The sequence below is a fragment of the Streptomyces sp. NPDC058796 genome, assembly GCF_042745235.1.
Lineage (GTDB): Bacteria > Actinomycetota > Actinomycetes > Streptomycetales > Streptomycetaceae > Streptomyces.
On sequence record NZ_JBHYOP010000008.1, the window covers coordinates 42,825 to 65,186 of the forward strand.

General features: G+C 71.1%; 20 protein-coding genes and 3 pseudogenes. 9 read left to right on the top strand and 14 right to left on the bottom strand.

Going from position 1 to position 22,362, the window contains the following annotated elements; genetic code table 11:
* Positions 1-121: 121 nt before the first annotated feature.
* Both ACFW47_RS20540 and ACFW47_RS20545 read left to right on the top strand, forming a co-directional pair.
* Positions 122-754, top strand: a complete 633-nt coding sequence (locus ACFW47_RS20540) for an RNA polymerase sigma factor (RefSeq protein WP_386283039.1) — start codon at positions 122-124, stop codon at positions 752-754.
* Positions 747-1,718, top strand: coding sequence for a CU044_5270 family protein (locus tag ACFW47_RS20545; protein WP_386283041.1), 972 nt, complete (start codon positions 747-749; stop codon positions 1,716-1,718). Before ACFW47_RS20540 ends, ACFW47_RS20545 begins: the two co-directional genes overlap by 8 nt.
* A 140-nt stretch (positions 1,719-1,858) precedes the next feature.
* Here ACFW47_RS20545 and ACFW47_RS20550 read toward each other — a convergent pair whose 3' ends face one another.
* Entirely contained in the window at positions 1,859-2,761 is a 903-nt protein-coding gene (locus ACFW47_RS20550; protein ID WP_386283043.1) for a DUF6597 domain-containing transcriptional factor, read from the bottom strand.
* 82 nt (positions 2,762-2,843) lie between these two features.
* Here ACFW47_RS20550 and ACFW47_RS20555 point away from each other — a divergent pair, with 82 nt between their 5' ends.
* On the top strand, positions 2,844-3,440 hold the full coding sequence (locus ACFW47_RS20555; RefSeq protein ID WP_386306534.1) for a TIGR03086 family metal-binding protein: 597 nt from the start codon (positions 2,844-2,846) through the stop codon (positions 3,438-3,440).
* Positions 3,441-3,660: 220 nt separating this feature from the next.
* Here ACFW47_RS20555 and ACFW47_RS20560 read toward each other — a convergent pair whose 3' ends face one another.
* The 3 genes and pseudogenes from ACFW47_RS20560 to ACFW47_RS20570 all read right to left on the bottom strand — a co-directional run bounded on the left by ACFW47_RS20560 (position 3,661) and on the right by ACFW47_RS20570 (position 5,667).
* On the bottom strand, positions 3,661-4,368 hold the full coding sequence (locus tag ACFW47_RS20560; RefSeq protein WP_386306536.1) for a B3/4 domain-containing protein: 708 nt from the start codon (positions 4,366-4,368) through the stop codon (positions 3,661-3,663).
* A 44-nt stretch (positions 4,369-4,412) separates the two neighbouring features.
* The gene (locus tag ACFW47_RS20565; RefSeq protein ID WP_386283050.1) at positions 4,413-5,060 is read right to left on the bottom strand and encodes an FMN-binding negative transcriptional regulator; all 648 of its coding nucleotides are present in this window, start codon (positions 5,058-5,060) and stop codon (positions 4,413-4,415) included.
* A 25-nt stretch (positions 5,061-5,085) separates the two neighbouring features.
* Positions 5,086-5,667: pseudogene (locus ACFW47_RS20570) on the bottom strand (hypothetical protein).
* Positions 5,668-5,788: 121 nt separating this feature from the next.
* On the opposite strand from ACFW47_RS20570, the gene ACFW47_RS20575 reads away from it, so the two are divergent.
* The 5 genes and pseudogenes from ACFW47_RS20575 (at position 5,789) to ACFW47_RS20595 (ending at position 11,882) form a co-directional block, all read left to right on the top strand.
* Positions 5,789-6,364 carry a helix-turn-helix domain-containing protein gene (locus ACFW47_RS20575; RefSeq protein WP_386283052.1) on the top strand — a complete coding sequence of 192 codons (576 nt, stop codon included), beginning with the start codon at positions 5,789-5,791 and terminating at the stop codon, positions 6,362-6,364.
* Positions 6,365-6,650: 286 nt separating this feature from the next.
* Positions 6,651-8,108, top strand: a complete 1,458-nt coding sequence (locus ACFW47_RS20580) for a sugar porter family MFS transporter (RefSeq protein ID WP_386306538.1) — start codon at positions 6,651-6,653, stop codon at positions 8,106-8,108.
* Positions 8,109-8,245: 137 nt separating this feature from the next.
* Positions 8,246-9,337: pseudogene (locus tag ACFW47_RS20585) on the top strand (cellulosome protein); the annotation flags it as partial.
* A gap of 930 nt (positions 9,338-10,267) precedes the next feature.
* The gene (locus ACFW47_RS20590) at positions 10,268-10,825 is read left to right on the top strand and encodes a dihydrofolate reductase family protein (protein WP_386306540.1); all 558 of its coding nucleotides are present in this window, start codon (positions 10,268-10,270) and stop codon (positions 10,823-10,825) included.
* A gap of 130 nt (positions 10,826-10,955) precedes the next feature.
* On the top strand, positions 10,956-11,882 hold the full coding sequence (locus ACFW47_RS20595; protein ID WP_386283060.1) for a hypothetical protein: 927 nt from the start codon (positions 10,956-10,958) through the stop codon (positions 11,880-11,882).
* A 246-nt stretch (positions 11,883-12,128) separates the two neighbouring features.
* Here ACFW47_RS20595 and ACFW47_RS20600 read toward each other — a convergent pair whose 3' ends face one another.
* The 9 genes and pseudogenes from ACFW47_RS20600 to ACFW47_RS20640 form a co-directional block, all read right to left on the bottom strand.
* On the bottom strand, positions 12,129-13,529 hold the full coding sequence (locus tag ACFW47_RS20600; protein WP_386306542.1) for a lanthionine synthetase C family protein: 1,401 nt from the start codon (positions 13,527-13,529) through the stop codon (positions 12,129-12,131).
* Positions 13,530-13,542: 13 nt separating this feature from the next.
* Positions 13,543-16,683 (bottom strand): lantibiotic dehydratase, encoded by a 3,141-nt coding sequence (locus ACFW47_RS20605; RefSeq protein ID WP_386306544.1) that lies wholly within the window; start codon positions 16,681-16,683, stop codon positions 13,543-13,545.
* Positions 16,684-16,770: 87 nt separating this feature from the next.
* A complete protein-coding gene (gene lanA / locus ACFW47_RS20610; protein WP_063484126.1) occupies positions 16,771-16,932 on the bottom strand; it encodes an SCO0268 family class II lanthipeptide in 162 nt (53 codons plus the stop codon).
* 144 nt (positions 16,933-17,076) lie between these two features.
* The gene (locus ACFW47_RS20615; protein ID WP_386306808.1) at positions 17,077-17,487 is read right to left on the bottom strand and encodes a hypothetical protein; all 411 of its coding nucleotides are present in this window, start codon (positions 17,485-17,487) and stop codon (positions 17,077-17,079) included.
* A gap of 14 nt (positions 17,488-17,501) precedes the next feature.
* Entirely contained in the window at positions 17,502-17,996 is a 495-nt protein-coding gene (locus tag ACFW47_RS20620) for a hypothetical protein (RefSeq protein ID WP_386306821.1), read from the bottom strand.
* Positions 17,993-18,151 carry a hypothetical protein gene (locus ACFW47_RS20625; RefSeq protein ID WP_386306823.1) on the bottom strand — a complete coding sequence of 53 codons (159 nt, stop codon included), beginning with the start codon at positions 18,149-18,151 and terminating at the stop codon, positions 17,993-17,995. Before ACFW47_RS20625 ends, ACFW47_RS20620 begins: the two co-directional genes overlap by 4 nt.
* Before the next feature lie 166 nt (positions 18,152-18,317).
* A pseudogene (locus ACFW47_RS20630) lies at positions 18,318-18,434 on the bottom strand (hypothetical protein); the annotation flags it as partial.
* A complete protein-coding gene (locus ACFW47_RS20635) occupies positions 18,383-19,057 on the bottom strand; it encodes a hypothetical protein (protein WP_386306547.1) in 675 nt (224 codons plus the stop codon). The pseudogene ACFW47_RS20630 and the gene ACFW47_RS20635, both read right to left, overlap by 52 nt.
* Before the next feature lie 316 nt (positions 19,058-19,373).
* Positions 19,374-19,847 carry a DUF1348 family protein gene (locus ACFW47_RS20640; RefSeq protein WP_386283065.1) on the bottom strand — a complete coding sequence of 158 codons (474 nt, stop codon included), beginning with the start codon at positions 19,845-19,847 and terminating at the stop codon, positions 19,374-19,376.
* Positions 19,848-19,961: 114 nt separating this feature from the next.
* Here ACFW47_RS20640 and ACFW47_RS20645 point away from each other — a divergent pair, with 114 nt between their 5' ends.
* Positions 19,962-20,552, top strand: coding sequence for a TetR/AcrR family transcriptional regulator (locus ACFW47_RS20645; RefSeq protein ID WP_386306549.1), 591 nt, complete (start codon positions 19,962-19,964; stop codon positions 20,550-20,552).
* Positions 20,553-20,620: 68 nt separating this feature from the next.
* Here the strand turns inward: ACFW47_RS20645 and ACFW47_RS20650 are convergent, their stop codons facing one another.
* A complete protein-coding gene (locus ACFW47_RS20650; RefSeq protein WP_386306551.1) occupies positions 20,621-22,339 on the bottom strand; it encodes an acyl-CoA dehydrogenase family protein in 1,719 nt (572 codons plus the stop codon).
* Positions 22,340-22,362 lie beyond the last annotated feature (23 nt).

A 22,362-nucleotide genomic window follows, 5' to 3' on the forward strand; every position in this document is an offset into this window, starting at 1 on the left:
ACGAACCGTCTAGGGGACGGGGCAGTCGCCGGGGGCTGAGGGAACCGCTACGGCGCGACGGGCGAAGGACTGGTGAAAGCCCACCTGTTCGAGCATCGTCCCCTGGACGAGAGGAGCCCGGATGACCGTCGGACCAGGCGTCGGCATCGGCACCGCACGTGCCGATGCGGAGAGCGACGCCTCAGTGATCGCGCGGTCCCGGGACGAGCCCGAGGCGTTCGCCGCGCTCTTCGACCGGCACGCCGACGCCGTGCACCGCTATGCGGCCCGCCGCCTCGGCGGCGAAGTCGCCGACGACCTCGTGGCGGAGACCTTCACCACCGCGTTCCAGCAGCGGCACCGCTACGACCCGGCCCGCGGCGCGGGCGCCGACGCCCGGCCCTGGCTGTTCGGCATAGCGACCAACTTGGTCGGCCGGCACCGGCGGGCCGAGGCCCGCCGGTTCAAGGCCATGGCCCGGGTCCCGGCCCCCGCCGACCACGAGGAGCCGCTGGCCGACCGGGCCGCGGACCGGGTGGTGGCGCAGGCCGTACGCCGCGAGCTGGCGGCGGCGCTGGCCGCGCTGCCCGCCCGGCACCGGGACGTGCTGCTGCTGGTGGCCTGGGGTGATCTCGGCTACGGGGAGGCGGCCCAGGCCCTCAGTATCCCCGTGGGCACGGTCAGATCACGGCTGCACCGGGCTCGCGGCAAGCTGCGCGAAGCATTGGGCGGATCCGATCCGACGACACTGCGAGAGGTATCCGGCCATGAATGACGAACTCGAACTCTTGAGGAAGTGGGACGCGGACGCGGCTCCGCTCACCGGTCCGGCCCGGGACCGGGCCCGGCACCAGCTGCTCAACGCGATGGCCCACCCGGACCGGCGCACCGGCACCGGCCCCGGTCGCCGCCATGCACTGCGCCTCGCCGCGGCGGCGGTGGTCGCCGCGGGCGTTACGGGGGCGGCGGTGCTGGTCGGCACGGACGGCTCCGGCGAGGGCGGCACACCGGGCACGAGCAGCCCGCGAGTGGAGAACGCCGCCGCGACGGTGCTGAACGGGGCGGCGGCGTGGGAACGCGGGCAGGAGAAGGAGCCGGTGGCGCCGCGCGACGACCAGTTCATCTACTCGAAGCGGATCATCAAGGAGACGGAGCAGAAGACCGGAGAGGTCAAGACGTACACCGACGAGATGTGGGACTCGGTCGACGTCTCCAAGCCCTCCTTGACCATGGAACTGGGCCGCGAGATGTGGGAGGAGCCTGCGGACGAGGGCGGCGGGGTGTGGCCACCCCGGAAGTGGAGCGAGCTGGAGAAGCTGCCCCAGGACCCGGAAGAGCTTGTCCTGGCCATCATCTCCCTCGGTTCCCGCGCCGACGACCGGCCGATCAGCGATCTCGACGAGCATGAACGGTTCGAGGCCTACTGGCTGCTCGGCGAGCTCCTGAAGAACCCGGTGCTGCCCCAGGGACTGCGCCCCGCGGCGTACGAGGCGCTCGCCCTTGTGCCCGGCGTCAGGACGATCCCCGGAGTGAAGGACTCCGCCGGACGGACCGGGGTGGGGATCGCCCATACCGGACGCGGGTCCTATGAAGGCAAGTACCTGATCTTCGACCCGACGTCATATGAGTTCCTGGGATTCCGCGACGAGCGGATCTCGGCTTCCGGGAAGAAGAAGTACATCCAGCTGTCGCACGTAGTGGAATGGGGGATCGTCGACCGGGTGAAGCAGCGCCCGTAGACCGCTGGTCCCGCGGCCGGGACCCGCAGGGCCGCCGGAACACCGGCAGATGGTCGCCGGCGGCCCTTCGGTCTGTCTCCGGTGCCGGGTCGTGCGCACTCCGGGCGGAACCCCAGGCACTCGGCGAAGTCCGTACCGCCTCAGGCCGCGCTCCGCGCCGCGTAGACGGTCGGCGGGACACCCACGGTGGCGGTGAAGTCCCGTACCAGGTGGGCCTGGTCGGCATAGCCCAGCTCCGCAGCGATCCCCGCCCAGTCCCCCGCTCCGTCCGCCGCGGCCCGTTCCAGGGCGTCGAGTACCCGATAGCGCAGGATCACCCATTTGGGACTCACCCCGACGTACGCCGCGAAGAGCCGCTGGAGTGCGCGGACCGAGAGCCCGCCCAGCTCCGCGAGGCGGGAGGTACGGCGTACCGTGCGATCGCGGCATGCGAGGTCGGCCAGCTCCAAGGCGAGAGCGGCCTGCGGGTCGGGGTGCGGCGCCAGGGAGAGCAGCCAGGCGTCGACGGCGGCGGCGCGGCGGGCGTCGTCGCCCTCCTCGCCCAGGGCGGCGAGCGCCTCGGTGAGCGCGGGCCCGGTGCCGGTGACCTCCTCCGCCGGAAGCCGGCACCCGGTCCATTCCGCGACCGGCACTTCGGGCGCGAACGGCCGGAAGCCGCCCGGCCGGAACTGCACCCCCGCTACCCGTCCCGCACCCTCCAGCCGCTCGGTGTGTACCTGCAGCCCGACCCCCGACACCTCGCACCGGGACTGCCCGCCGCGCCACTGCAGGACGGCGTTGACCGCCGGGTGCGGCAGCACTCGCGCTTCGTACGGGGCGGGCAGATCCCAGTCGATCAGCCAGTAGTGCTCGATGTACGGCCGAAGCGCCGGCGCCGGCGGCAGGCGCCGGAAGGAGGTGTGGCGCAGCAAGGCCGACGGGCTGAGGATCCCTCGGGTGTCACCACGGGGCACCATGCCCGAAGGACCGGGGCCACCGGGGGCGGGGGTCCGGGCGGCGCTGTCGCCGGGCGGGCCCGGGGAGGTGGCGGCTGAGGGACTCACGGACCGATCTTAGGACCGGTCCGACCGGTCGATGTCGCGTTTGTTCAAGCCGGCGCGCCACCCCGCTCCTAACGTCGGAGACATGACAACCACATCTCCCACCACCGCCCACGTCCCCGTCGCCGTCCTCCTCGACGCCGCCGCCCGCCAGGCCGTACCCCTGGTACGGGGCACCGGGGACGACGCGCTCACCGCGCCCACCCCGTGCGCCGACTACGACGTGCGGGCGCTGTTGGACCATCTGCACCACGTCGTCGTCCAGTTCCAGGAACTCGCCGCGAAGAAGGAGGCCGACTTCTCCGCCACCCCGCCCGCCGTGCGTCCGGGCACCGACTGGCGCGCCGCGTTCGCCCGGGAGGCCGACGCGCTCGTCGCGGCATGGGCGGTACCCGGCGCGGAGGAGGGCACCGCCGGGCAGCTGGCGTTGCCCGCCCGGACGGTCGCCCACATGGCGCTGCTCGACCTGACCGTCCACGCCTGGGACCTCGCCGTGTCCACCGGACAGCCCTACGAGGCGGACCCCGGGGTCGTCGCCGAACTGGTCGGCGCGGTCGAGGCCATGGCCCCGCAGGCCCGCGCGTACGGTGTCTTCGGACCCGAGGTGCCGACGCCCGCGCACGCCACGGAACTGGAGCGGGTGCTCACCTTGACGGGCCGAAACCCGCGGTGGAGGGCCTGAGCGCCGGGACCGGTACCGGGCGCGTCGGTGGTCCCGTGTCCTGTGGGACTCCGTACCGGGACGGAACCGGGTGCGCCCCCCGCGGAGTGAAGGGTCACCCGCCGCTGATGGCGAGCGACTTCACACGGCACACCGCCGTCGGAGACCTGCGTGCTGCGGCCGTCGAGCGCCCGGACCCAGGGAACTGGACGGGAGCACGGCGGCCAGGAGTGAGCGTCTCTCAGGCGGTGACCTGTAGGTGGGCGGGGCCGAGGCAGTGGACGGTGCTCTGGGTGGAGTGACCGGTGAGCAGGTCCTGGAGTTCGCTGGCGGCGGTCTTGACGAGGTGACCGTCGCGAGTGGCGTGCAGGGTTTCGAGGACGAAGGCGACATGGGTGGAGTCCTCGGTGACGCGGGTGCGGTGGGCGTCGCGGTGGTTCCACTGTCGGGTGAGGACGTCGGTGGTGTCGGTGTAGATGACCTCCCCGGGCTTCGGGGTCTCGGCCGTGTCGGGTTCGCCGAGTGGTGTGAAGGTCTCGCTGCCGTCGGCGTAGCGGATCTCGACGTCTCCGGTGACGCGGTCGAGGTCGAAGGCTCCGGCCGGCAGGCCGTGGCGGACGGAGACGGCGTTGTAGGAGTCGACGGCCGGGTTGATCCGGGGCAGGGAGCCCTTCTTCGCCAGACGACGGCCGAGGGCGTCGACGCTGGGGCGGACGCGGCGGGGGTTGGTGCCGAAGGAGCGGTAGGCGGTGTGCCATGCCTCGATACGCGGGTCGCTCTCGTCGGCAGGGGCCCAGGTGCCGGCGGCGAGTCGCTGCTCCAGGTCTTCCTGGGCGGCGGCGGTGGCGGGCCAAGCCTCACGGCCGCGCACGCCGGTGGCGATGACGACGGCGATGAGGGTGTCGGGGAAGGCGTCGGCGACGGCGGGGCTGAGGCGGAAGGTGGTCATCGAGAGGGATCCGTTCCGGGAGAGGGGGACTGGGTGGCAGGAGATCACGGCTTCCAGGTGCCGATCCGGTTGCGGCGGCGTATCTGCTGGGCCGCGGTGGACGCGTCCAGGGCGGTGTCGCGTTCGACGAGCCGGAGCGCGGTGTCGGTGCGCTGCTCGACCGGCTTGTGGTCGTCGTACTTGAACTTCGCGCGGACCTCGGTGACGTCCAGGCGCAGACCGCGGATGCCGGGCAGCATCCGCCCGTAGGGCTGCTGGTCGGGGGCGATGGGGGCGTGGTCGCCGTCCGGTTGGAAGTGAGCCATCTGGCGGCGCAGCAGTTCGGCCTTGGCCCCGGGCTCGTCGACGACCGTGGCCCGGCAGGTGAACTGGACGGCCGCGTAGTAGCTGGTGGGGACGCCGTGGGTGGACGGGGTGTCCGTTCCCGCCCGCCATGGGCCGGGGATGAAGGCGTAGTCGCTGGTGACTGTGAACGTGACGTTCGAATCGGCCTCGATCGCCTTCCAGGCGGGGTTGGGGCGGGCGAGGTGGATCAGCAGGGTGCTGCCGTCGACGGTGAAGTGGGTGGGCACGACGATCGGTGCCTGACCGGGCGGGCCGTTGACGCTGAGGATGCCGAAGTCGTGGCCGTCAGCGATCCAGGTCTGCCATTCGGCGTCGTCCAGGGCGGCGTCCCAGGGCTGGATGAACATGCGGGGCTCCTTTCGGGAGTGCGGGTCAGGCGAGGGCGAGGAGGCTGACGGCGACGGCGGCGGTGCCCAGGCCGATCAGCTGCCCGCGGTGGATCCGCTCGGCGAGGACGCTGCGGGCGAGCAGGACGGTGCCGGCGGGTACGGGGCGGTGATTACAGCGACGACGGCCAGGTCGCCGCTGCGGGCTGCGAGCAGGAACAGCAGATTGGCCACCGCGTCCAGCGCACCGCTGTCGGAGGGTGCCTGGTACAGCCTGACCAATTGCAGGGCGATGGCGCCCCCGGCACCGAGGGCCAGCGGAAGCGCGGTGCGCGACGGGCGCGCGCTGCCGACGCCGTGTCCCGCACTGACCAGCACCACCGTTGCCAATGCCAGCGGTAGGCCGATCAGCCCGGCCAGGTCCAGGTGCTCGCCCTGTACCAGCCCCACGCCGACCGGCAGCATCGCCGCCGAGGAGCGGCCACAGCGGCAGCTCGACGGTGAGCGAGGCTGGCGCGGCGATCATCACGGTGCGCAGGACGTGGGCCTTCCGGGCGCCGAGGCCGCCGAGAAAGTCGGCGCATCCGCAGGCCGGGGAGCTGCCCAGGGCCAGCAGCAGAGCGATCACGGGTGGCGTATCCCTTACTATCAATGGAACGACTACACCGTACAGCGCACCGACCGAAAGTCGTCAACCGAACGACCGCACGGTGCAGTGCGCTGATCCCCCGACTGAAAGGGTGGCAGCCATGGCCGAGACCGAGGCGGCGTTGCGGACGCTCGCGCACAACGTTCGCGCGGCCCGCATCCGCGCCGGTCTGTCCCTGGACGAACTCGGTCGACGCGCCAAGGTCAGCAAGGGCGCTCTGGTCGCCCTGGAGAAGGCACAGGGCAACCCGAACTTCGCCACGCTGGTCCGTCTCGCCGACACCCTCGGCATCTCCGTCTCCGCGCTGATGGAAGGCAGCCCCGAACAACGTGTCCGGGTAGTGAGCGCCGATGCCGTGACCCCCCTGTGGAAGGGCGAGCGCGGCAGCGAAGCCCGGCTGATGCTGACCACCAGCGGTCCCGCGGCCACCGAGGTCTGGCGATGGACTCTGCAACCCGGCGAGGAGTACCCCAGCCACCCGCATCAGGCCGGTGTAGTGGAGACCGTCAGTGTCACCGCCGGACGCATGGTCCTCGTCGTGGACGGCGCCGAGCATCCCGTCGAGCCCGGACAGACCGCCGCCTTCGACGCCGACCGGGCGCACGCCTACCGCGGCTCAGGCGACGAACCCTGCCACCTGATCATGACCGTTCACCTGCCCCCGAGCCCCGCGTAGCACCTCAACGGTTCACAGCCCACCCGGAGCCGGCCACGTTCACCAGCCACCCAGCTCTGATGGCCCGCCGAAACCTGCGGCCCCGCCCCGCCCCCCCGGCCGCCCGACACTGAGCCCGTACGCGAGGGATTCGCGTCGCCCCCGCCGGGGCGGGGAACCACAGCATCGTTCCGAGCAGGGCCGTATGCCACCCGATTGCTTCGCTGTTGGTGTCCTCACGTCCCGAAGAGTGTTCACGTTGACTGAACGCGCCCCTCGCGACACGACCGAGACACGAGGAAGTGACATGGTTCAGGGCTTCTCCGGACAACCAGGCGTCCGTGGGCCACTCACCGAAGTCTCTCCCGGAGGGCAGCGGAGGATCACCTTCTGGGCGGCCGTGATCGCTTTGGGCGGCTTCCTCTTCGGCTTCGACACAGGCGTGGTGTCGGGCGCCCTGCTCTATGTCAAACACGACTTCGATCTGAACTCTTTCGAGCAGGGAAGCGTGGTCAGCGTGCTGCTCATCGGCGCGGTGATCGGCGCCAGCTCGGTCGGCCGACTGTCCGACCGATACGGTCGGCGGAAGACCCTGGGCGTGATCGGCGTGGTCTTCGTGATCGGTACGGCGATCGCCTGCGCGGCGAATGGATACGCACTGCTCATGGCGGGTCGTGTCGTTCTCGGTCTCGCGGTCGGCGCGGCGTCGGCGACGGTACCGGTCTATCTGTCCGAGATCTCGCCGTCGAGGATCCGCGGGCGGCTCCTCACCATGAACCAGCTGATGATCACGCTCGGTATCCTGGTCGCCTACCTGGTGAATCTCGCGTTCTCGGGCAACGGGATGTGGCGCGCGATGTTCGCCGTAGGCGCGGTTCCGGCCCTCTTGATGGTCGCGGCCACCCTGTGGGTTCTTCCCGAATCACCGCAGTGGCTCATTTCCCATGGCCAGGTCGACAGGGCGCACGGGACAATCGCCTCGGTCACGGACGAGGCCACGGCGGACCGGCTGATCGCGCGCGCCCGGCGCCGGATCGCGCAGGAGCGGGAGAAGCAGGAAGCGAAACCCGGTGCGACCGGCCAGGGCGCCAGGAAGCTCCTCACGCCCGACGTCCGACCGGCTCTCGTGGTAGGGCTCGCCCTCGCCGCCGTGCAGCAGTTGGGCGGCATCAACACGATCATCTACTACGCGCCGACCATCATTCAGCAGACCGGCCTGGACGCGTCGAACTCCATCTTCTACTCCGTGTTCATCGGTGTGATCAACCTCGTCATGACACTGGTCGCGCTCCGCCTGGTCGACCGGGCGGGCCGTCGCGTCCTGGTCCTCGTCTCGCTGGCTCTCATGGCCGTCTCGATCTTCTTGCTGGGTCTCGCGTTCGTGGTCGGCATGAACTCGGTGCTGACGCTGCTGTTCATGGTCATCTACATCGCCGCGTACGCGGGTGGCCTCGGACCGGTGTTCTGGACGCTGCTCGGCGAGATCTTCCCGCCGTCCGTGCGGGCCCAGGGGTCGAGCGTGGCCACGGCGGTCAACTGGGTGTCCAATTTCGTCGTCAGTCTCGCCTTCCTTCCCCTCGCGTCCGCGATCGGTCAGGGTGAGACCTTCTGGATCTTCGCCGGAATCTGCGTGCTCGCGTTCGTCTTCGTCAGCCGCTACCTGCCCGAGACCCGTAACCGCGACGCCGAACAGATCCAGCGCGCCCTGCACTCCCGCTTCGGACACGGGCCCGACGCCTCGGCGCCGGCCGCGGACACCCACTGACGGCGACTCCGAGAGCCGAGAAAGGACGCTCACGATGAGCGACGCCCTCCTCAGCCCTCCCGGCATGGAACGCTCCGACGCCCTGGTGCTCTTCGGCATCACCGGCGACCTCGCCAAGAAGATGCTGCTCCCCGCCCTACAACCTGTACGACCTGGTCAAGGAGCAGGGCCCGACCAATGTCTTCCCGCGCGTCGACGGCGGGGCCGCACAGGAGCTGCGGCTGCCGCTTGGTTACAAGTGGGTGGTGTGGGGCCACACCGACACCACAGTGAAGCTGAGCGCCGGCAGACACCGGATCACCCTCGCCGCGCAGGATCCCGATCTCGGCGTCACCAAGGGCGACGCGATCATCGACAAGATCGACCTCAGCCTGCGCGACGCGCACGTCACGCAGCCGGCCCTCTACGAGGCCGAGTACGCCGCGCTCGACGGGACCCAGCCCGCCTACACCCGCTCCGGAGTCTCCGGTCCCGGCACGGTGGCGCTGGCCGACGGCGCCTCCACCACCTTCTGGGTCCACTCCGCCACCGACGGAGAATCCACCGTCTCCGTCGACCACCTGGGCGGCGGCCGGGCGAGTCTGGCCCTCAACGGTGAGCAGCTCCAGCTGCCCCTGCTCGGAGGTGCCAGGAAGGGGACGAACACGGTGAAACTGTTCCTCTCCGGCGGCATCAACAAGATCACCCTGACCGGCGCCTCGGACGCACTGGTCCTCGACCGGCTGCGGGTCGCCCCGTCACGAGGTGCGCTGGTGCCCACCGTCCAGCAGGCCGAGAACGGCTCGCTCTCCGGTGCCGCCAGAGCGACCGACGCCTACCGCTTCGCCCACGGCGGCAAGGCCGTCACGGACATCGGTGACGGAAAGGCCAACGCCCTGACGCTCGACGTGACAGCCGCCAAGTCCGGCCGGCACGCGCTGACCATCCGCTACTCCAACGCCGAACAGGCACCCGCCACCCACTACAACCCCGACCCCGTCGCGCGCCACGCGGACCTGTCCGTCAACGGAGGGGCGGCCCGCCGCATTCTGTTCCCGACCACCTTCCACTTCAACAACTTCAGGGAGCTGACCGTGCCGGTCACGCTCAAGGAGGGCACGAACAGTCTGACCTTCACCGCGGAGGAGCTGCCGGACTTCGACGGCGACACCTACAACCGGTACGACCAGCGCTCCCCGTACGCGCCGGTGATCGACCAGGTCGCCGTCACGCCGCTGGCCGCGAGGTAAGGCCCTTGGCTGCTGAGGCGGGGCACCGACGTCCCACGGTGCCCCGCCTCGGCTGACGCACCGGAGCCCCACACCGGCGGACGGCTGCGCGGCGACTTCCAGCTCAGCGGGGCGGTTGGGCGGTGGTGAGCAATGCGCCCATGGAGGAACCGGTGCGACAAGTACCCGGAGATGCCGGGCGCCGCCATCGCCGTCCGCGCAGACCGGCCGACGGCAGCGGTCTCCCGGCCGTCGCCCTCGCCGGCAGCAGCTCGGCGAGGAAGACGGGGAACTGAGAGACCTTCAGCCGCAGTCGTCCGGTCCCGCTTGTTCGACTCCCCCGCCGGGGGCGAAGCGCTCTTGGAATCCTCACCCGCGAGGTGCCGGAAGATCTGGGCGGCATATTTCGCACGGGCCGAGCCGGGCCAAGACATCACTGCGCGGTCTGGATTCCACGTCGTGGCTATCCAGGCCCTTCCAGCGGGCGAACCGCTGCCCGTCCTTGAGGCCCTCACAGTTCGGGGTGCGGTGATAAACACTTCCCCCTTTCGTGACAAACACCCTTCGGGGAAGATTCGACTGTGCTGAACGACAATGGTCGCACTGGGAGGAGGGAAGGAACATGACTTCACAGAAGTCGCTCGTCATGACCGTCATTCTAATGCGTTGCCAGCCTTCCGACCCATGCCTTCCAGGTCAGACCCGTGACGTGAATGACGATTGTGTGGGGCACCCACTCCTCGCCGCCCCAACCCCGTCAGCGCTCAACCAGTTCACTCCAGCCGTGAATCGTGATCGGGCGGAACCTGCAGTGTGCCAGGGCTAGCACGTCGTGCGGCGCGGCATCAAGCACATTCGGCTGGCGGATGACCACTCCCCTCCTACTCGCGCGGGGCTAAGGTGTGGACGGCGAGGTCATCGAGACATCTCGACGATGACGAAGGAGCGGTCATGGCGAAGTTGATCTATGCGTCGAACATGTCGCTCGATGGCTGCACCGAGGACGAACGCGGCGCGTTCGACTGGGCTCCGCCGGACGACGACGTCTTCGCGTTCATCACCGATCTCATGCGATCTGCAGGCACCTACCTGTACGGGCGGCGCATGTACGAGACGCTGGCCGTCTGGGAGACCGACCCCACCCTGGCCGCGCGGTCGGATCTCATGGCCGACTATGCCAGCGCATGGCGGGCGGCGGACAAGGTCGTCTACTCCTCGACCCTCGCCGAGCCGCCCACCGCGAACACTCGTCTCGAACGTCGCTTCGACCCCAATGCGGTACGCGCCCTGAAGGCCGCCGCCACCAGAGATCTCTTGGTGGGTGGTCCGAACCTGGCCGCGCAGGCTCTCGCGGCCGGACTGGTCGACGAGCTCGCCCTTTTCGTCTGGCCCGTCGTCCTCGGTGGGCGCAACCCCGCCCTGCCGACGGACGCACGCGCGGACCTCGAGTTCATCGACGAGCACCGGTTCAGCAACGGCGTCGTCCACCTCCGCTACCGTCCTCGGTAACTGCGGCTGGTGCACTGGCCGCTCCGGCCCCGGGCACGACGGCCGCCGCTCTCCGGCATGACCGGTACGGGCCGTCCTTTGAGTACGCGTACTCATGTCCGCCGGTACGTCACCTGGCAGGCTCCGTGAGGTGAAAACCAGCAGAGGGACGCTCACAGCCCTGCACCTCCTTCTGGTCTGGGCGACCATGGCGGCCGCGGTGCCGATGCTCGGCTTCGGGCTGGTGGCATCGGCCTGGGGTGGTGGGGTCGGTGCGACGGTTCCGGTCTTCTTGGTCGGCGTGCCGCTGGCCTTGGGACTGCTGACCATGGCGGGTCTACCAGCGAGGACCGTGGTTCCGTTGTGCGGCTCCGTCCGGCGGCGGCTGGGCTGGGCCGTGCTGGTCTTCGTCCTCGGAACGCTCGGGGTCATGGCGGGTCTGGCCGTCTACAGCGGGGACGTCGACCTGGGGAGCGCCGAGGCGCGGGTGGCGCTCACGGGGGCTCCGTACACCGTGGCCGCGGCGTTCTTCGTGCCGAGCCGGTGGGTGCGGTCGGGGGCACTGGCCGTACTGGTGACCGGCGTGGCCTACGGGGGCTTCGTCGGCCCGGCGCAGGCGCAACAACGTGAGCGGGAGGCGGAGACGGCACGGTACCGAGAGAGGGCCGAACTGCTGGTTCTGGGCGATGCGCCGCAGGGCATGGAGGTGTCCCGCGCCGAGGTCGGCCCCGCTTCCTTCGTCGTCGACTACCGCCCCGTCCGGGCAGGGTACGAGTTGGGGTACGTGGGTCTCGTCGTACGCACGCCGATCACGCCCGCCCTCCAGTGCTCCGAATTCTCGGCGCAGAACGAGACCTGCACGGTGGACGCGCACGGTGACATGGTCGAGGTCCACGAAATCCCCGGAGGCACCGACGGGGTCACTCTCACGCGCCGCCACCACGACACAGAGGTCGAAGTCACCAGCCAGAGCCTCGACGAGCGTGGGCTACGCCGCCTCCTGGACACTCTGCACCCACTGTCGGACGCGGAGTTGCAAGAGCTGATGACGGAAAAGAAGATCGTCCACAGGTTCTGAGCAAAGGTCCGCCCGAGACCTCTGACGGCGAATGCTGCACACTGCACGCCCGAGCATCAGTTGCTTGCCGACGGGGCCCCCTTACCGTCGCGACCACACCTCCGAGCGTCACGAGGAAGGCCCCCGGAGGCGCGCGCTTGGCCGCGGTGGGCGAGGGCCACAACTCGTCCCCGAGCCACTGCGACAGAACGTGAAGGCCGCAGCCGGCACGCGGGGGATCTCCAGGAGGCTTGTCCCCGTGGGTGCCTAGGCCAGCATCAGCGGCATGTCCCAGTCGGCCGGTGTGCCGGCCGTCGCGTACGAGTCCAGGGCGAGCGCGACGCCGGCCGCACCGTCGAGGTAGCCGGAGACGTCGGAGCCGAACGGCACCTTCGTCATCGTGAACCGCAGTCCGAACGGCAGTGCCGGGTCGAAGGCGGAGACGAGTTCGGCGGCGATGGCGTCCCGCAGTTCGGCCAGCCGGGGGTCCTGCCACGCCTCGTCGAGTCGGCCCAGCAGGTGCAGGGCCCCGGCCCAACCGTGGCACAGCGCATGGTCGTCGATGCCCCAGGCCGACCGGGGAAGCACGAGCAGCCGGTCCACCGAGGCGCGGGCGAGGTCCGAGAAGTCCGTCCGGCCGAGCGCCCGTCCGGCCAGTTGCAGGGCGCGGGAGACCCCGGGAGCTCCGTAGCACCAGGCCGGCCACTTCGCGCTGCCGTCGTAGGCGGCAGGGCCTCGTTGCCACTGGGCGAAGGAGAGGTAGCCGGGCCAGAACAGGCCGTGCCGGTCCGTCACCGCCCAGGTCCGCAGCAGTTCGGCCGTCGCTTCCATGGCCTCCTGCTGGCCCCGCACCCGCACGCCTTGCTCCCAGGCCAGGGCCAGCAGGGCGAGTGGACCGGCTACGCCGTGCGAGAGGCCCAGGTTGAGGTGGCCGCCGGGGAACGCCGCCTCGGAGCCGATCCGGGGGGCGTCCAGGGCCCACCAGCGCGGCACCTCCGCGCCTTGGTGCTCGACGGTGCCGAGCGACAGGCGTACGAGGTAGTCGAGCACCGCCGTCAGCGGTTCTTCGCAGTTCTCCGCCCTGGCCAGGAGATAGCGGCCGACACCGGTCAGACCGCGGACCACCTCGTAGCGGCCGATGGTGGGCAGCGGGCGGTCCTCGACGGGCGGCAGGACGCTCCGTACGAGATCGCGCTGGTAGGCGTCGAAGCGATGGAGTGCGGAGACGTACCCGCCGGTGGTGCGGTGAGCGAGCAGCACGGCGAACGCCAGGGCCCCGGGCCCCTTGAAGATTCCACCCACGGTGCCGGCCCGGCCCGAGACGGCGCGGCTTCCCGCGGTGAGGTACGCGTGGGCGCGCGGTACCTGCCGCGCCGCGTCACGGGCGGCTCCCGCGAAGGCGAGCGCGAGCCCGGGGCTGCCGCTGCCCAGGGTGAGCTCGGCCCAGATCGGCTCGGCCAAACCGTCGTCCGCGGCCTGGGCCGGGATGCGCGTGGCCGCCATGGTGGCGGTGGGATCGGCGAGCCGGTTCAGGATCTCGGCGGAGACTGCGGCCGCGCTCTCCCGCAGGTCCTGAACGGGATGACCGGCGGCACGCTCCCGCGTCCCGCTCCCGGTCGACCCGTTCGTCGTGCGTTCCCGTGTCCCGTCCCCGGTGGTCCCGGTCATCGTCCGCTCCCCCTCATCGTCCGCTCCCGCTCTCGTGCCGTCGTCGGCCGACGTGGGTCCGCACCGCGCCCCGCAGAACGGCGTACCCGCGGGCCTCGGCCGTCCGGTCGATGCCGAACAGCCGGTTGTGGCGCATGTGCAGCAACGACAGCAGGGCCTCGTCACGGTCGGCTTCCGGAGCGGACAGGACCAGCCGCCCGTACGCGCGCGGCTCGGGCGACTCGGACCACAGCGTGCCGAGGGACGGCTCCCCGAGTGCTTCCGCGGCCGACGACACAGCGTTGCCCGGTCTGATCAGCCGGTCGGCGACGGCGCGGTGCCGCTGGTACACGCCGTGCTCCGCGGTCTTCGTGAACATCCGGTCGACCCATCCGCACCAGTCCCAGTCCCCCAGTGACTCCAGGAGCACCGCGTGCCCGAGCCCGGCGAGCACGGCCGCCGGAAGCCCCCGCGCGACGCCCCGCAGAGCGCGCAACTGGACGAGCGCCGACAGGCTGTCCGTGCGGAAGAGTCGCTCGGCCGCCTCCTGCAGGGCCTCCCCTCCGTACCGGTCGCTCTCGGGGCGGTATGCGTCGAGGGTCATCGTGCTCAGGGCCCCGCTCTCGACGAGGGCTCGTGACGCACGGCTGATCGCGGGCAGCACCCGGCTGTTCAACACCCCGGGGTCGCCGTGGAAACGCAGCCGCAGATGGGGCTCGGGGTCCTGGTAGCGCAGGAAGAACCAGCGGTCGATCTCGCCCTCGATTTCGGCGAGTACGGCCGGAAGGTGCTCGACGAGCAGAGCTTCGTGGGCCGAGGGCTCGGCGTACCACTTGGCGAACAGCCAGTCCTCGCCCGGCAGGTGGAACCGGGCGGGGGCGGGACGGACCGGCGGGGCGGTCTGCGCCGGTCCGTCGCTTCCGTCCCTCGGCGTACCCCCTGCGGGCGGCCGCGTCCCCGCGAGGGGCACCACGATCTCCGTGCTGTGCCCGCCGTTCCAGCCGAGGCCCGCGCCGTCGGCCGTGAGATCCTCGTAGAGAACGAACTGGGGATGAGTGGCGGTCAGTTCGGCGCGGAGCAGTTCCCGGTCCCAGCGGTCGCGCAGGTCGACGGGGTACATCTGGTCGTTGCGCGCGATCTGCAGCCGGTCCGGTACGGCAAGGCGCCAGCGCCAGGCTTCGAGGCCCTGCTCCCACACCTCGGCGCCCTCCCCCCGGGCCGCGTCACGCAGTCGGCGGCCGGGCAGCCAGCGCTTGGGCATCGCCACCACGCGCCCGAACCGGACGCGCGGCAGATACGGCAGGGCGTCGTGCCCCGCCCAGTCCCAGCCCGACCACACTCGAGGTCTCGCCGTCGCGAGATCCATCAGGAACCGGGCCACCGGCGGGGCCTGTGTGTCCAGGGCGAGCATGTGCGGCAGTACCGGGCGGACCTGACGGCCGCTCTCGGCGTGCAGCAGCCGCAGTCCGTCGGAGCCGGCGGCGACGAGCAGCGAACGCCAGTCGAGGCAACGGGGGTCGTCCCGGTCGTCGGGTACGCCGACGGGGATGCGGTACGGCAGCAGGCGGGGCACCTGGACGATGTTGAGGCCGCGCGGCTCGCGGGGCATCATCTCGACCTGGGCCGCGATGACCGGGGCGTCGGGGCTGACGGCGGTGTCGGCGACCAGCCGGGCGAGCTCGCCGGTGAGGTCGGCCGCCTGGGCGAACCGGCCCGCGGTGGCCCCCGCGGTCCAGGATCCGATGTGCGGGCTGCCGAGCAGCCGGAAGTCGCCTCGGTCCAGTGCGGCGGTGCTCTCGGCGAGCACCTGGAAGCACAGTTCGAGACCGCGCGGAGGCGCGGTCGCGGGATCGTGCCCGGCGACTCCGGCCAGGCGACGCACGGCGTCGTCGGTCAGCACCAGGTCGCCGCCGGACAGCACAGCCTCCTGAAGCAGCTCGCCGATCATCGCGCGCCTGGGACCGTCCGCCTCGTCGCCGGGGCCGCTGCGTGCGTACGCGGGCTCTGCGCCGTACTCGGGCGGCAGCCCCAGTCCGCGGTGCGGGTCGGCCAGCTCGCCCAACGGCACGGCGCAGGCGGTGCCGTACCGCTCGATGAAGCGCTCGCGGTAGTCCCGCATGTACGCCAGTGTCGTCCACTCCGGTGTGATCGCCCAGATGGCCGCCGCGTACCGGCACACCTCCCGGCCGACCGCTTCCGGTACGACGAACTCGCCGGGGATGTGCAGATCCACGTGCAGGGGTGGCCGGGCGTGCGCGTCGCGGTCCGTGCCGGGAACGTCGAGGCGGCGGACCTGGTCCAGGAGCTGCTGCCAGGAGTCGCCGCCCGACCCCGGGGGGTCCTCCTGGTGCCGTGCACAGGCCGTCCGGATGTCCCGCAGTGCCTGCGCGTCCTCGGGGAGGGCCGCGTCCAGGACCGTCTCGATGCCGTCGAGCAGCGCGCTGTCGATGCGGTGCGGGGTGATCGAGGTGAGCAGGAATCCGTGCTGCAGGAGTCCGGCCAGCTGACGGTCGAGTCGTTCGGCGTCCAGTGCCGGAAAGCGCTCCGTCAGGGTGACGAGCAGGTCGGCATACGGCACCAGGGTCCGCGCTCGCTCGCGCACGGCGCCGACCAGCGCGTTGTCGCGCACCGACTGCTCCTGACCGCCGGTGCGCAGATACAGCCGGCCGTCCCGCAGGAAGCACAGGTCGTTGAGTACGACGTCCACCCGCCGGCGGTCGGCGGGCTCGGCGAGCCAGGCCAGCACCCGGCGGCGCAGCCACGCCCCGTCGAGCCGGACCGCGACCTCACCGGTGCCCGGCGCCGCCTTGGCCGCGGAACCGAACCGGGCGGCGCCGACACCCGCGAACAGGCCGAACGGCGTCGGGCGCGCTCCGGCGCGGCGGGCGTACCGCGTCAGGGTCCGCGCGGCGCTCAGGGTCCGCTTGCGGCCCAGCGCGGTCGTTCCTTCGTCACTGGTCAGGCCGGCCAGACTGTGGGCCAGTGAGCCGCTGGCCACCCGAACCGCCTGGCCGAGCACGGGATCGGAGGCGAGCTGCCGCGCTCCGGAGACCGGCTCGGCGGCGTCCACCGTGGCCGGGGCGGCATCGCGCGGCCGGCTCGCCATACGGACGAGAACGGGCTCACGTACCTCGAATGCTGCGGATGCTTGGTGGGCATCGGACTCCGGCGCCACGTGTGTGTCCTCCTCGCCGCGTTACAGGAGAGCGGGGCGGACGCGCCGCCCGCCCCGCCCGGAAGAGCCCCGAGGGATCTCAGTCCGTCAGCAGCAGATGGGGCAGCGCGTGCCGATCGCGTAGCTGCTCGGCGAGGTGAAGGTGCCCTGGCCGAACGACTCGGCCTGCTCCGGGAGGTCGGAGACGCGCAGGTCCAGGTCGAGGTCGAGCTCGGGAGCTTCGTGGGACAGAACGATCTCGGTACGCATGCTTCTCCCTTGGGTGATGGGGTTGCACGGACTCGAACATCCAGGACCCCGGTTGAGGTATGGACAGGCGCAACCCTTGCTCACGCCACTGACAGTCGGTAGACGAAATCGAGCCAAGGATCAAGGCTGATCGGCGTCGCCGGGTCAGGCACCCTCTGCCCGGTCTCGGCCTGAACCGGGTCGTCCACCACGCCGAGTCCGACGAGTGGCTTGTCGCGGCGGACGACTGGAACCGCAGCGGATCCGGTCAGCGCCCCGCGTGCCCTGACCGGATGTCAGCAGTTGCTCCTGACGATGTGGCACTCGACGCTGTTGTGGATCTTGTGCCAGCCGGATCCCCAGTTCTTGCCTTCCGCTGTCCCCGCTCCGTGGACACGTGGCGCGCGGGAGTTCATCGGTCCGGGCGCTGATGGGCGGCGTCAGGTCGCTGCAGCCGTCCGGAAGGCGACCATCACGAGGTCGTCCCGGTACTCCGAGAACTTCTCCAGGGTCTCCCGCAGTTCGGGCAGCGCTTGTGCAGGCGAGGGTGCGGAGCATGCTGCGCATCTGCCCCATGATGGTGGCCGCGGTCAGGTCGTGGCCGGCCACGTCGCCGGTGCGAGGCTCAGGGTGCCGTCCGGCAGGACGAAGGCGTCGTACCAGTCGCCGCCGATCTCGCCGGTCGAGCTGGTCGGCCTGTAACGGGCGGCGAGTTCCGCCCCGTCGACGAAGGGTGGCTCGGTGAGGTGGGTGCGCTGCAGGCCGAGGGCGATGCGACGGGCCTGCTGGAGGTCGAGGGCCTTGCGGATGGGCCGCTGGGCGTGGTGGAGGACTTCGCGCAGCAGGTTGGTCTCCGAGGCGGTCGGCACGGGGCTGTCACCGCTGTTACCGGTGACGGCGTAGCCCAGGACGGTGTCGCCGGCGACGAGCGGGGTCAGGGTGATGCTGGTGGCGCCCGCGGCGGCCAGCCATCGTTCGGTGACGGCCGGGACGAGGTCGGACGGGACCGGCCCGCCGGAAGGAAGGAGGAACGTGCGGGGGACGCGCGACTCCAGAGTCTCGCGGACCGTCGAGGAGAGGGTCACGCTCTGCCCCCCGCGGAACAGGCGGGGCCGGGACCGGTGGCCGAGGCGACCCGTCGTGCCGTGAGCGTGGCGGTCTCGGGCAGGGGCCAGTCGTCGTGCGTCAGCAGCAGGATCAGGCAGACATCGACGAGTTCCGGGACGCCCACCTTCACCAACTCGCTGAACGCACCCCTGCAGCCCCGCCCCCGGGACGGCAGCGACCTGGGCCGGCATCCGCTCGCGCAGCCGAGACCGCCACGCGTCCTCGACGTCTGCGGCGGCACAGACCCATTCGGCCGCTCTCCCGTCCCGCAGCACCGGCACGGTGCGGGTGGCCAGGTGCCGGTAGGAGCCGTCGGCGGCCCGGATCCGGTAGACGGCCTCGTAGACATCCGGCGCCGTGCCGCTCAGAGCGGCGCGCCACGGCCCGCGCAGCCGCTCGCGGTCGCGGGGGTGCATCCGGCCGGTGCCTGCGGCAGGTCGCCCTTGTCGCGGCCGGGCGGTGTCGTCTCCTCGTCGCGCTCGTTCTCGATCGCGATGGCGGCGTACCGCTTGTCCTTGCTGAGGGCGATGGAGTCGGGCTGCCCGCCGAAGCCGAAGCTCGCCACCCGCTCGCGGTCGCGCAGCGAGACGACGTCGAGCCGTCCGGAGGGACGTGCGCAGCCCGCGCTGGTGTTGACGACCACCATGACGTACTGGCCGACCACGGTGACCGAGGTCGGCTCGTCCTCGGCGTCGCCGAGCTGTTCCAGCGACAGGGTGCCCAGGCCGCGCGGGCGGTCGGGGCCGGTGATGTCCAGGAAGCCGATCCGCCGGGCCACCGCGTCGGTGTGGACGAGGGTGCGGCCGTCGTCGCTGACCGCGGAGATCTCCGCTACGGTCCCGGCCGCCGCGTCCTCACCGGCCGGACGGTTCTGGAAGACCGGGCAGGTGGCGGTGCGCTCGAACAGACCCGGCCGCCGCTGCTGGTGCTGCTGCCCGTCCGGCCGCCCCGCCGGCGCGGCTCCCGCGGTCCCCAGGGTGCCGGCGGCCACCACCAGGGCTGCCAGCGCGGCGCGGGTTCTCTTGCTCTTGGGGGACATCCTTCCTCCGGTCCGGTCCACTCCGTCGCCGCACACTTTCAGCGGAGGGCGAGTGCGAGGGGGACGACGGGTGAACGGGGGACGAAGTCGCGGCATGGCCCGGACCGCCCACGACGTCGACCTGTTCGGGGCCGCCGATCCCCGGCTGGAGGCCATCGCGTACCGCCCGCTCGGATCCGCGGGCGAGGCCGAGCGACGGCACCGGTGGCGGCGACCGGGCCGAGCGCTGTGCGACGTTCCATGGAACCGCTACTGCGTCCGGTGTCGCCCTCGTGCGGTCCGGTCCGTGCGGGAGCGTCACCGTGCGTCGGGGAGCTCAGAAGCCGAGGTCGCTGAGGCCCGGGTGGCCGTCGGGGCGGCGGCCCAGCGGCCAGAAATACGCGCGTTCCGACGCGGCTATCGGCAAGGTGTTGATGGAGGCGTGGCGGGTGCGCATCAGCCCGTGCTCGTCGAACTCCCAGTTCTCGTTGCCGTAACAGCGGTACCAGTTGCCGGCGTCGTCGTGGTGCTCGTAGGCGAAGCGCACCGCGATGCGGTGGTCGTCGTGGGCCCACAGCTCCTTGATCAGTCGGTAGTCGAGCTCGGTGTTCCACTTGCGGGTCAGCAGCGCGACGATCGCTTCCCGTCCGGTGACGAACTCAGAACGGTTGCGCCAGCGTGAGTCCACCGTGTAGCCCAACGACACCTTCCGCGGATCACGGGAGTTCCACGCGTCCTCGGCGAGGCGGACCTTCTCGATGGCGGTCTCGCGCGTGAACGGCGGCACCGGGGGACGTATCGCGTCAGCCATGTCAGCTCCAGTTCCGGGCCCTTGTGGGGGCGGCGGGCCCCCCAACGGGGAGAACGTTCGTTCTCCACTTCCCAGTACGATAGAGAACGAACGTTTTCTCGGCAAGGAGGAGGCATGGCGGATCACGAAGCCGCACGGGAACAGGTGCTCGACGCAGCCGAGCAGCTCTTCTACGGCCGGGGCATCCAGGCCGTGGGAATGGACGCGGTGCGCAACGCTTCCGGCGTGTCGCTCAAGCGCCTCTACCAGCTGTTCCCCTCCAAGGAGGCACTCGTACTGCAGTTCCTGCGGCGGCGCGACGAACGGTGGCGGCAGGCCCTCGCCCGTCATGTGGACGCTTACGGCACCCCCGACGAGCGGCTTCTCGCGGTGTTCGACTGGCTGCACACGTGGTTCTCCGAACCGTGCTATCGCGGGTGCGCCTTCGTCAACTCCTTCGGGGAGCTGGGCGGCGTCTCCACCGAGGTCGCCGACGAGGCCCGCCGCCACAAACTGGCGTTCCGCGACTACCTGGCTTCCCTCGTCGCCGACTCCGGCCTGCCGGAGGGCCTGACGGACCAGCTCGCTCTCCTGGCCGAGGGAGCCATCACCACGGCCGCGATCTCCGGCACGGCCGTACCGGCCGTCCACGCGCGGACCGCCGCCCGCCTGCTCGTGCGGGCCCACACGCGCGACGCCCCCGCCGTCCCCGGCGTCGCCCCGTAGAATCCGGCGAGGCGCACACACGGAAACGTCGCCCGGGTGCCGGAGCGGGGACGCCGGCCGCGCTCCTTCTACGGCGCCATCTCGTAGGCGCCGGACAGCGCCTCGACGCGCTCCCAGACCCGTGCCGATCGGGCCTCGTCGACGACGGGCCGCCGGACGGCGCCGAGGGCCCAGCTCTGCTGCGCCCCGGTGGCGGAGTCCTTGCCGTGGAGTTCGACGGCGTGGGCCGAGAAGTCGCGGACGAGGACGGAGAACAGTTCGTCCAGTACGTCCGCGTCGAGGCCGGTCAGCCCGGCCTGCTCCAGGATCAGCTGACCGTGCACGACGAGGGCGAACAGCTGACCGACGGCGAGCAGCAGGTCCAGGTCGCGGCTCTGCCGCTCGTCGGGCGCCGCCTCGGTGACGAACGTGCACAGGGCGTCGGCCTGTTCCCGGAAGCGGGCCACGTTCGGCACCCCGGCGTAGGTGTCGAACGCCGCGCGCCAGTCGTGGAAGCGGATGGAACCGAGCCCGCGGGCCGGGCCCTGCCGGAAGAGGAAGGTGTCGTCGGCCGCGTCGAGACGGGTCGGCACCTGCGGGTGGTCGACCGGGTCGAGCAGGTGGTTGCGCATGAACTTCAGGATCAGGGCCAGGTTGACGTGCACCGTACCCTCGAGCTTCGGCAGGCTCCGGATCTCGACCGCGGCCTGGGAGAAGTAGGTGTCCTTCTCGAAGCCCTTGGCGGCGATGACGTCCCACATCAGGTCGATGACCTTCTCGCCCTCCGTGGTGACCTTCATCTTGGTCATCGGGTTGAAGAGCAGGTAGCGGCGGTCGTCCGGGCCTGCGGAGCGGAAGTAGTCGACGGCGCGGTCACTGAACAGCTTCATCCCGACCAGGCGCACGTAGGCGTCGATCAGCTCGCGCCGGACGTGCGGGAACGCGGTGACCGGCCGGCCGTACAGGATGCGGTTGTGGGCGTGGGTGACGGCCTCGTACATCGCGTGCTCGCAGATGCCGATCGAGGCGGTGCACAGGTTGAACTTGCCGACGTTGACCGTGTTGAGCGCGGCGTCGAAGGCGGCCCGCCCGGTGTGCAGGACGTCCTCGGGCTTGACCGGGTAGTCCTCCATCCGGAACTCGCTGACGTACTTGGAGGAGTCGACGACGTTCTTCACCAGGTGGTAGGCGGGGTGTCGACTGTCCGCCGCGAAGAAGACGTATCCCTCGGGTCCCTCGACGTCGGTGCGACGGCCGAACACCGACACGAGACCGGCGGCGTTGCCGTTGCCGATGTAGTACTTGGAGCCGGTCGCCCGGAAGCCTCCCTGTCCGTCGGGCTCCAGCAGCATGTCGGTGGAGTAGATGTCGGCGCCGTGGCTCTTCTCGGAGAGGCCGAAGGCGAACACCTCGCCCTGCGCCAGGAGTTCGGCTGCTCGGGCACGGGCGGCCGCGTTGTCGCTCTGCCAGACGGGACCGAGGCCCAAGATGGTGACCTGCCAGGCGTACCAGTAGTCGAGGCCGTAGAACCCGAAGATCTCGTTGAGGGCGGCGATGCGGGCGGTGTCCCAGCGCCGGCCCGCACGGTCGCCGTCCGCCGCCGGGGTCAGGAAGGTGGCGAAGAGGCCCTCCTTCGCGGCGAAGGCGAGGAAGTCCTCCAGCCACACGCGTGAGCGGTAGTCCTCGATCAGCCTGCGCTTGCCGCGCGCCTCGAACCAGTCGACCGTGGCGCGCAACAGCCTGCGGGTCTCCGGGTCGAAGTGGCTGGGATCGTACGTGCGCGGGTTGAACAGGAACTGGTCGGACATGAGGGATGCCTTCCGGGGGTCGG

Bases quoted from the DNA above. Each gene is read 5' to 3' on its own strand.
- ACFW47_RS20645 (WP_386306549.1), top strand. From the start codon at position 19,962: ATGGCGGATCACGAAGCCGCACGGGAACAGGTGCTCGACGCAGCCGAG.
- ACFW47_RS20590 (WP_386306540.1), top strand. From the start codon at position 10,268: ATGGCGAAGTTGATCTATGCGTCGAACATGTCGCTCGATGGCTGCACC.
- ACFW47_RS20635 (WP_386306547.1), bottom strand. From the start codon at position 19,057: ATGTCCCCCAAGAGCAAGAGAACCCGCGCCGCGCTGGCAGCCCTGGTG.
- ACFW47_RS20555 (WP_386306534.1), top strand. From the start codon at position 2,844: ATGACAACCACATCTCCCACCACCGCCCACGTCCCCGTCGCCGTCCTC.
- ACFW47_RS20560 (WP_386306536.1), bottom strand. From the start codon at position 4,368: ATGACCACCTTCCGCCTCAGCCCCGCCGTCGCCGACGCCTTCCCCGAC.
- ACFW47_RS20540 (WP_386283039.1), top strand. From the start codon at position 122: ATGACCGTCGGACCAGGCGTCGGCATCGGCACCGCACGTGCCGATGCG.
- ACFW47_RS20565 (WP_386283050.1), bottom strand. From the start codon at position 5,060: ATGTTCATCCAGCCCTGGGACGCCGCCCTGGACGACGCCGAATGGCAG.
- ACFW47_RS20640 (WP_386283065.1), bottom strand. From the start codon at position 19,847: ATGGCTGACGCGATACGTCCCCCGGTGCCGCCGTTCACGCGCGAGACC.
- ACFW47_RS20615 (WP_386306808.1), bottom strand. From the start codon at position 17,487: ATGGGGCAGATGCGCAGCATGCTCCGCACCCTCGCCTGCACAAGCGCT.
- ACFW47_RS20545 (WP_386283041.1), top strand. From the start codon at position 747: ATGAATGACGAACTCGAACTCTTGAGGAAGTGGGACGCGGACGCGGCT.
- ACFW47_RS20600 (WP_386306542.1), bottom strand. From the start codon at position 13,529: ATGACCGGGACCACCGGGGACGGGACACGGGAACGCACGACGAACGGG.
- ACFW47_RS20650 (WP_386306551.1), bottom strand. From the start codon at position 22,339: ATGTCCGACCAGTTCCTGTTCAACCCGCGCACGTACGATCCCAGCCAC.
- ACFW47_RS20575 (WP_386283052.1), top strand. From the start codon at position 5,789: ATGGCCGAGACCGAGGCGGCGTTGCGGACGCTCGCGCACAACGTTCGC.
- ACFW47_RS20580 (WP_386306538.1), top strand. From the start codon at position 6,651: ATGGTTCAGGGCTTCTCCGGACAACCAGGCGTCCGTGGGCCACTCACC.
- lanA (WP_063484126.1), bottom strand. From the start codon at position 16,932: ATGCGTACCGAGATCGTTCTGTCCCACGAAGCTCCCGAGCTCGACCTC.